Source organism: Oleiphilus sp. HI0117 (assembly GCF_001635235.1).
Map to the genome: position 1 here is coordinate 1 of NZ_LWGA01000977.1, position 7,905 is coordinate 7,905.

General features: G+C 44.2%; 7 protein-coding genes. 5 read left to right on the forward strand and 2 right to left on the reverse strand.

The window, feature by feature from the left end:
- Positions 1-133: 133 nt before the first annotated feature.
- The gene (locus A3757_RS17520) at positions 134-334 is read right to left on the reverse strand and encodes a hypothetical protein (protein WP_068511361.1); all 201 of its coding nucleotides are present in this window, start codon (positions 332-334) and stop codon (positions 134-136) included.
- A gap of 187 nt (positions 335-521) precedes the next feature.
- Here A3757_RS17520 and A3757_RS17525 point away from each other — a divergent pair, with 187 nt between their 5' ends.
- From A3757_RS17525 to A3757_RS17540, 4 genes are all read left to right on the forward strand, one after another.
- Entirely contained in the window at positions 522-992 is a 471-nt protein-coding gene (locus A3757_RS17525; RefSeq protein WP_068511358.1) for an MASE3 domain-containing protein, read from the forward strand.
- 64 nt (positions 993-1,056) lie between these two features.
- Positions 1,057-3,255, forward strand: coding sequence for a histidine kinase dimerization/phospho-acceptor domain-containing protein (locus A3757_RS17530; RefSeq protein WP_068511356.1), 2,199 nt, complete (start codon positions 1,057-1,059; stop codon positions 3,253-3,255).
- An 81-nt stretch (positions 3,256-3,336) separates the two neighbouring features.
- Entirely contained in the window at positions 3,337-5,304 is a 1,968-nt protein-coding gene (locus A3757_RS17535; RefSeq protein ID WP_255374935.1) for a response regulator, read from the forward strand.
- Between the two features lie 19 nt (positions 5,305-5,323).
- Positions 5,324-6,238: a diguanylate cyclase gene (locus A3757_RS17540; RefSeq protein ID WP_068553426.1), complete on the forward strand. Its 915-nt coding sequence runs from the start codon at positions 5,324-5,326 to the stop codon at positions 6,236-6,238.
- Positions 6,239-6,241: 3 nt separating this feature from the next.
- On the opposite strand, the gene A3757_RS17545 is transcribed toward A3757_RS17540, so the two are convergent.
- On the reverse strand, positions 6,242-7,108 hold the full coding sequence (locus A3757_RS17545) for a LysR family transcriptional regulator (protein ID WP_068516301.1): 867 nt from the start codon (positions 7,106-7,108) through the stop codon (positions 6,242-6,244).
- Positions 7,109-7,276: 168 nt separating this feature from the next.
- Here A3757_RS17545 and A3757_RS17550 point away from each other — a divergent pair, with 168 nt between their 5' ends.
- Positions 7,277-7,861, forward strand: a complete 585-nt coding sequence (locus A3757_RS17550) for an NADPH-dependent FMN reductase (protein WP_068508909.1) — start codon at positions 7,277-7,279, stop codon at positions 7,859-7,861.
- The last annotated feature ends 44 nt before the right edge of the window (positions 7,862-7,905 follow it).

Genomic DNA, 7,905 nt, shown 5'->3' on the forward strand with positions numbered 1-7,905 from the left:
CGATAGCCAACCGACAATTATGCTGCACCAAGCTATTTTTTATTCTACCTAGAAAACGGTTGGCCAATTCACAATTCCAATCTTCTTGAAAACTTGGGTCACCAATTCTATCTACATCAACTATCGGCATAGTTTACGCTAATAGTAAACGCGGTGTTTTTAATAGCAAAGAAATTGTCAGGTCTTCAGAGCCTGCCGTAATATACGAAGCCATCACTTCTCGGGAATATGAACTTCTATCCGTTACTTCTATTTGACAGCCCAAGCTTTCAAACTGCTTAACACAAGCTGCATCAAATATTTCGGTAATCAGCGCTTTTGCTTGTTCGCTCATAATTCATCTAAACCCAATTTGGCTAGTTGCACCCAAAAAACAAAAGCATACCAAGACTATCCATTTGTTCAGTGTAACCAAAGCATAGCGACTTTCCTATTATTTGCATACTGACGTGAACTTGAAGACATTTCTACTATACTTCTTTAATGCCATCGCACCACGTCACCATATTTCGGAAGTTTGAATGACGTCTCCCAAAAAACTGACTATTGGGCTATTTTTTCTCTGCACTCTACCTTTTTTACCTAATATGCTAGGAATTGACTTTGGCGCTGCGCCGACAAAAGTCGATATAGTGACAACACAAAGCTCGATGCTGGAAGCGCTGCAGGGAGCTATCCTACATACCATTCTCGAATGGAGCGCAATTTCTATTGCCTGTATCGGCGCTATCTTTGCGTTTGTTCATTACTACTATCATCGTAATATTACACTCCCTATCATGGGGCTTGCATTGCTCTCGGCAGCATCGATCGACATTTTTCATACCTTGGCATCAGCAAGAGTGATCGATGCTCAAGCCCAGAACACTGATTTTATTCCTTTTACCTGGGCGCTTTCCCGCCTTTTCAATGCTTCAATCATGACCGTCGGGGCGGCACTAAGCTTATGGGCTTTGTATCACAGCAATAACCCCCCCTGTACAAGCATCTAAAGCTACTTCCTTTAGCGATAGTTTTTTTGTTGGTTCGGCCTTCGTAAGTGTTTATCTAGCCTCGGTGAGCGAAAACCTACCGCAAACCACTTTCCCTGGCGAATTGATAAGCCGCCCCTATGACATCCTTCCACTAGCGACATACTTATTAGCCGCCACATTGTTCTGGACCTGGTTTCAGAAAGAACGCGACCCCGTCAGCCTGGCGTTTTTATTAAGCTGCATTCCAGAGTGCCTAACCCAACTGCATGTGGCATTCGGCTCTACGCAACTTTTCGATAACCATTTCAATATCGCTCATATACTGAAAATTGTTGCTTACCTTTCTATGCTAGCAGGCATAACTCGCAGCCTAATTTTCAACACCGCCACCTCATCAACAGATAGCGGCCCCCGCGAAACACCCCCTCTTACACATCAACATATCAGAACTTCAAAAACTGAACGTGCGAAGCGCCCTATAAGTCTACTAATCCCCTCAGTTACATTCTCTTTAACACTCATTGTCGGCACCATCATCAGTATTTCTGTGTATCTGGATCATATCGCCCAAATAAAGAAAAAGAACCTACAGGAGCTTGAGCACGAAGCTGAGATGCTTGAGTCGAGCTATCAATCCATATTTCAAAGAAGTGCCCAAGACTTAGTTTCCCTGGGCAAGCACTATGCCATTCAAGCCTATGTGCAAGGAGGCATCACTGAGTCTGAGCCAGTCAATCGCACTCTCGAACACTACTTGCTTTTAAATCCAGGCGTAGTAAATATCAAGCTAGTCGCCAAAAGACCGGACAGTGTAATTGGCTGGGAAGTTCTTTATACAAGCCACAAGGCTGACAGCAAGAGCGGAGAGGAAAGCTCAGACACCTTTCTAACAAGAGACCTAGCTACACTGAAGCAAAGTGGCAAGTTAAAATCGGGGGAGATTTACTTTTCTGATATCTACCTAAGTCCAGATCTAGTTGAGCTGGAAACAGAAAAGGTCTTTTCAAGCGTTTCAAACGCGTTATTCAAGGTTCTGGACGATACAGCCAGCTATGTATTAATCGCAACGCTTAAGCCAATGGCTATTATCTCTGGTTTGCCTCGCTACAATAGCAATAGACAGTTCTATATCAGTGACGCTGAAGGTGAATATCTTTATCAGGAAAGCTCTTCAGATAATAGTTCATCATCACATGATAAAAACTTACTTAGAGATTTCCCCGAGCTCACTCAGCACTTTCAGTCAGGCACCAACAAGCTGACGTTTACGCAGTTAAAAGACAGTACCAATACTAAATACTCTGCGTATTACAAAGTATTAAAAGGTGGTGCGACTTATGGCAGCCCACAACTCCATATTCTACTATCATCCTCACATCAACAGCTTGCATTAGCTCTGGAAGGAACTCGCAACAAAAGCCTGCTTATAGGTTTATCGCTAGCTTTAGTTGCCTTAACGGCTGCCATTTTAATCTCTCGCAGAATTACCCGCCCTCTCTCGAGATTGACTGAAACACTCGAACGCTATGAGCAAACAGGCGAAATTGACTACCTACCCGTGAACGAGAATAACGAAGTAGGTATTTTTGCCAGAAGCTTTCATAAAGCCCTACAGAATATTGACGCCTCAATAAATGAACTAAATGAGCAGAAATATGCCTTGGACCAGGCTTCCATTGTCTCTATCACAAATATAAGAGGAGACATCACTTATGTGAATGACAAATTCGTCGAAGTAAGCGGATACGAGCGTGAAGAGCTGCTAGGCCAAAATCATCGAATTCTTAACTCTGGCTATCATGACAAAGCCTTCTTCGGCCAACTTTATAAAACAGCTGCTAAAGGCAGCGTATGGCGAGGCGAAGTCTACAACAAAGATAAACATGGTCAGAATTACTGGATTAGCAGCACTGTCATTGCCATTAAAGATATGAACGGCAAACCACAAAGTTATGTTGCCATTAGCTCGAACATTACTGGGAAAAAATCAGCCGAAAGCGAACTCATTACTGCAAAAGAAAATGCTGAACAAGCTGCAATTACGAAAAGCGAATTCCTCGCAAGCATGAGCCACGAGATCAGGACACCGATGAATGGCGTTCTGGGCATGCTGGGACTTCTGCTTAACTCCAAGCTTGATACTCAACAAAGGCACCGGGCTGAAATAGCGCAAAATAGCGCACAGTCGCTACTTACACTAATCAACGACATTTTAGACTTTTCTAAAATAGAAGCAGGCAAACTAGACTTGGAGCACCTTCTATTTAACCCGAAAAAGTAAATTGGCGATCTTGCAGAGTCTCTTGCCCAGCAAGCTCAACTACAAGAGCTAGAACTGATCGTCGACTTAAGAGGGTTAACCCTGTCAAAAGCAGTAGGAGACCCCGGCAGGATCCGCCAAGTCGTTACCAATCTTGTCAACAATGCAATCAAATTCACCAGCCAAGGTGAAGTCGTTATTTCTGCTCGGCTTACGGAGCTAAACGCAAATCTGCTTCAACTAGACATCGATGTGACTGATACAGGTATAGGAATCCCGCCTGAAAAAGCCGACTCGCTGTTTGAAGCCTTTAATCAGGCTGACGCATCAACTACCAGACAGTTCGGCGGCACAGGTTTAGGACTGAGCATTGCCAAGAACCTATGCTTACTGATGGGCGGCACCATTTCCGTTAAGAGCATTCCAGGAGAAGGCAGCAATTTTTCGAGCTCAATGTTGCTGAAGACTAGCGATCAAGCTGAGTTAGTCAAACCGACAATAGATATAAGCCAACTAGAGATTCTGATCGTTGATGATAACACGACTAACCTAGAGGTACTCCGAGGTCAGCTTGACCTATGGGGAGCTAAAGCCATTGAAGCGAGCTCTGGCTCCGAAGCACTAGAACTATGCCAGCAACGATATAATGACGAAAGCAAGAGGCCTTTCGATATCGCCCTGTTAGACATGCAAATGCCAGAAATGGACGGAGCAGAGCTGGGGCGAAAACTTAGTCACGACGAACGTTTTCAGTCGATGAAACTTGTTATGATGACCTCAATGACCTATCAGGGAGGTGCACAGGAAATGGCCGATATTGGCTTCGATGCTTATTTCCCAAAACCTGCGACTACCTCTGACCTATTTGATGCGTTAAGTATTTTGGCGGATGACGGTCAAGCACTACAACAAGCTCAACCTCTGATCACCTCTGAAAGCATTAAGACCTACTCTACGAAGGATTCGAGACAAATAAAATGGCCAGAAGGTACCCGTTTATTGATCCTGGAGGATAATTATATTAACCAAATGGTAGCCCTCAGCACGTTAAAAAACATTGGCCTACACGCGGATGTCGCTGGCAATGGCCTGGAAGCAATTAGCAGTTTGATACAAACCACCGCCAATACCCCACACACTTTAATCCTTATGGATTGTCAAATGCCCGAAATGGACGGCTATGAAGCCACTCGAGCTATTCGCGATGGCAAAGCTGGACAGTTCTACACCGACATTCCGATCATTGCGATGACAGCCAATGCAATGCAAGGAGATAAAGAAAAGTGCTTGGCTGCCGGTATGAACGCCTATCTAAGCAAACCAATTTATAACGACGCACCAATTTCTACACTCATTAGTTATGTGTGTAACAACAAACCTGAATATGAAGACGCACCTATGCCTCAAGATGATACAAGCACCAAACCCAACGCTACTGCTTCAACTAGCGAGCAAGATACCCCTACCCACTGGAACCCTGACGGTCTAAGAGAGAGAATCTACAATAACGATGATTTATTCTCTGCATTGCTGAATAGCTTCCTTAGTGACAGCCCGAAGCACTCTGAAGATATTCTAAAGGCCTGTAACGAATTAGATCTAAAAGCGCTTAAAGCCATTTCACACCTTCTCAAAGGTGTCTGCGGGCAACTTTGCGCCGACAAGCTCCAAAGTCTCTGCGCTGCCATTGAACAGGTTTCTCTAAGACCTATTGAGCAAGTAGATAAGCACGAACTTGAAGGACTTCATGTAGAGTTCACAACAGAGTTAAGCTTGCTCGAACAATCATTTACTGAAGCACTCGACCATAGTACTGCATCGACCAGCGACGAATCAGATGAAACACTCTCTAATGACGAGTTTATAAACCAACTAAACACGCTTCAAAACAAGCTTGAACAATCAGATTATATCGACCCAGACAGTTTAAGCCTCCTTAAAACAGCCTTCCCCGATAGGCAGGAAATCCAAAATTTGGTCATAAAACTCGTTGAAGAAATCAATTTATTTGACAATACGGCAGCATCAACGACACTTAAAGAGATATTGGCTCTGATTCAGACCTCATAACCAGACTGGCACCTAATAAATGGCCCCTCAAATATCGAGCGAGAAACAAGGAAAGCCAACCGTCCTCATTGTTGATGACGCGCCCGCTAACGTCCAAATTCTCGCTCTCATGTTCCGCGATCTTTATCAGGTCAAAGTCGCTACTTCTGGAGCAAAATGTCTGGAAGTCGCTCGTACAGAGCCCCAACCCGAGCTCATTCTACTTGATATCATGATGCCTGATATGGATGGCTTTGAAACCAGCAAGCACTTAAAAGAAGATGAAGAGACGGCTGGCATCCCCGTTATTTTTGTTACAGGCCTTCAAGACTCGCACGATGAAGAAAAAGGCCTTAAGCTAGGCGCCGCCGACTATATTCGTAAACCAGTGAGAGAAGCGATTGCAATCTCGCGCATCAACACACACATCACATTGAAGCAACAGCGCCAAAGGTTAGAAGAGCTTGCGCTCACCGACCAATTAACAGGCCTTTATAACCGGCATTATTTATTAGCCGTAGCTGAACAAAAAGTCGCTAGCGCCAAACGTCATGGCCATCCATTAAGCTTAATGATGGTTGATATTGACCACTTTAAACAAATTAATGATCAGCACGGCCACCCGGTTGGCGACCAGGTTTTAAGTACCTTTGGTGAATTCCTACGCACCCAATACCGAAAGGAAGATCTTGTAGCCGTGCGTTTTGGTGGCGAAGAGTTTGTGGTACTCCTGGAAAACTGCAGCCTTGATCAAGCAACGATGCGCTCGGACCAAATCCGAAAAGATGTAGAAGCACTTAAGCCAGCTGGACTCTTAGTCACAGCGAGTATCGGTGTAGCTGAACTACATCAGGACGAGAATGACTTTCAATCACTACTAGCCCGTGCAGATAAAGCCGTCTATAAAGCAAAATATGACGGGCGAAACTGCTTTAGAGTCAATGACGACTTTTGATTTTCACTTTAAACACTGCTTGATAAGTGCCGTAAAGGCTTGAACTTTCGGGCTAAAGTGGACATCACGATGCGTCACTAACCATATAGTTGAACGCCATGCACTAGGTGCTGGCAGAAGTAGCTGCAGGTCAGTTTTAAGTTCGGCAATTCGACAATCCATCGCCACGATACCCAAACCATTTTCCGCAGCATCCATTAATATATGGTAGTCGCTGGCACTAAAGCTAATCTGTTCCTTCGGGACCATTTCATTTAACCACTTAATACTCGGAATATTATTCATATTCTGGCAAAAATTAAGAAATCGATGTCCCGTAATATCCTCAAGGCTCTGGAGTTTCCCGTACTTACGCAAGTAGGATTCGCTAGCATAAAGAGCCGATTCAGTATACAATAGCTTCTGTACCACATAATCTGGGTCTTGCGGCTGAGCGCCTGGCCGAATACTAATATGCGCCTCACCATATTCAAGTTTAAAAATTCTCGAATCCGCCTGAAACGAAATGTCCACACCAGGGTGTGCTTTGCTGAATACCTCGATAACAGGCATGATCAAGGGACTCAAGGTCGAAACGCTCGTCAGAACCAAAGGCCCTGTTAGCTGCTGGTCTAGCCCATTAATTTTACTGACCATTCGATCAAGACGTTCTTCGACTTTTGCAGCATCTTGAAACAGAATTTCGCCCGCTTCAGTCGGCGTATAGCCGCGAGAATGCCTATGAAATAACTTACAAGCCAAGTGCTCTTCAATCGAGTCAATGTGCCTAAGAACTGTACTGTGATGAACACCTAAAGACTCAGCGGCCTTGCTAAGCGTGCCAAACTTGGCTACTTGATAGGCTATCTGAATATCACTCCAGCTTTTCATACATATCCCCAAACAATCTATATCTGCGCTTAACGTCACCCGCACAAAATTCGCCACTCTGTGCGTATATGCACACCAACTATGCACTCTACCTATTTTCATGCAGTTTTGCATCAGGTTTAATAAAGACAGTTCAATTCATACGCACTTACTTGAAAGGCCGATACCATGAGCTCAGACAGAACTCTTATTACATTTTCTGGAAGTCTACGCAGCAACAGCTACAACCAAAAAGTTGCTAAGCAAGCACAACAAATAGCTTTAGAGCTTGGCTACGATGCTATCAACATTAACTTAGCAGACTACCCTTTGCCGTTGTTTAATGAAGATATTGAAAACACTGAAACGCCCGCTTCACTGAACGACTTAAGGCGCATATTTTCATCACCAACAAGCATTTTAATCGCGAGCCCAGAGTACAACGGATCATTTAGCGCCGCACTGAAGAATACACTGGACTGGTTATCACGCCCTGACAATAGTGACTCCAATGTCTATCAACCACCATTTAACAGATTTACTGTCGCACTAACTGCTGCCAGCCCAGGCAGCCTAGGTGGCTTAAGAGGACTAGGACAACTAAGAGAAGTCATGACAAATTTGGGGAGTTTAGTTATTCCTCAACAACTAGCTATTGGAGCTGCTTACGAAGCATTCAACGAAGAAGGGAAATTAGTAAATCAAGAAACGGTCGATCGCTTAACCGGATTAGTTAAAACCTTACTAGAAACTGACCAGCGACTACAGAAATAGGAACTACAACCTTATGAACTCAAGGATGAGACTATTTTTGGCTC

Excerpts from the sequence above, each read along its gene's own strand:
- A3757_RS17545 (WP_068516301.1), bottom strand. The coding sequence starts at position 7,108 with ATGAAAAGCTGGAGTGATATTCAGATAGCCTATCAAGTAGCCAAGTTT.
- A3757_RS17520 (WP_068511361.1), bottom strand. The coding sequence starts at position 334 with ATGAGCGAACAAGCAAAAGCGCTGATTACCGAAATATTTGATGCAGCT.
- A3757_RS17540 (WP_068553426.1), top strand. The coding sequence starts at position 5,324 with ATGGCCCCTCAAATATCGAGCGAGAAACAAGGAAAGCCAACCGTCCTC.
- A3757_RS17525 (WP_068511358.1), top strand. The coding sequence starts at position 522 with ATGACGTCTCCCAAAAAACTGACTATTGGGCTATTTTTTCTCTGCACT.
- A3757_RS17550 (WP_068508909.1), top strand. The coding sequence starts at position 7,277 with ATGAGCTCAGACAGAACTCTTATTACATTTTCTGGAAGTCTACGCAGC.